The sequence below is a fragment of the Chitinophaga tropicalis genome (assembly GCF_009758205.1).
GTDB classification, from domain to species: domain Bacteria; phylum Bacteroidota; class Bacteroidia; order Chitinophagales; family Chitinophagaceae; genus Chitinophaga; species Chitinophaga tropicalis.
In genome coordinates this window covers 1-623 of record NZ_WRXN01000054.1, presented here as the reverse complement: position 1 = coordinate 623, position 623 = coordinate 1, and the positions used below count along the sequence as shown (strand labels likewise).

Annotated in this window: 1 rRNA gene; it reads left to right on the top strand. The window is 45.7% G+C overall.

Features of this window, described 5'->3' with window-relative positions:
- Nucleotides 1-59: 59 nt before the first annotated feature.
- A 23S ribosomal RNA gene (locus GO493_RS30775) occupies nt 60-623 on the top strand; the annotation flags it as partial.

Genomic DNA, 623 nt, shown 5'->3' with positions numbered 1-623 from the left:
AAGTTCTTTGACATATTGGGAAAAATGTTATAATACTAGTTGCAAAAACTGGAAAGATATTTAAAGCGAATAAGGGCGCATGGTGGATGCCTAGGCTCTAGGAGGCGAAGAAGGACGTGGTAAGCTGCGATAAGCTACGGGGAGATGCAAACGATCGTTACATCCGTAGATTTCCGAATGGGACAACCCAATACATTGAAGATGTATTATCCGTAAGGAGGCCAACGCAGGGAACTGAAACATCTAAGTACCTGCAGGAAAAGAAAATAAATAATGATTCCCTAAGTAGTGGCGAGCGAACGGGGAATAGCCCAAACCGCGGTGGCGTGCTGCCGCGGGGTTATAGGACTACTTTTAGAAAATCAGATCAAGTTGAATCATCTGGAAAGATGAACCATAGCAGGTGATAGTCCTGTAGGCAGAAATTCTGATGGACGTGTAGTATCCTGAGTAGTGCGGGACCGGAGGAATCCTGTATGAATTTGCCAGCACCATCTGGTAAGGCTAAATACTCCCTAGAGACCGATAGTGAACCAGTACCGTAAGGGAAAGGTGAAAAGCACTTCGAACAGAAGAGTGAAATAGTTCCTGAAACCGTGCGCCTACAAGCGGTCGGAGCATAG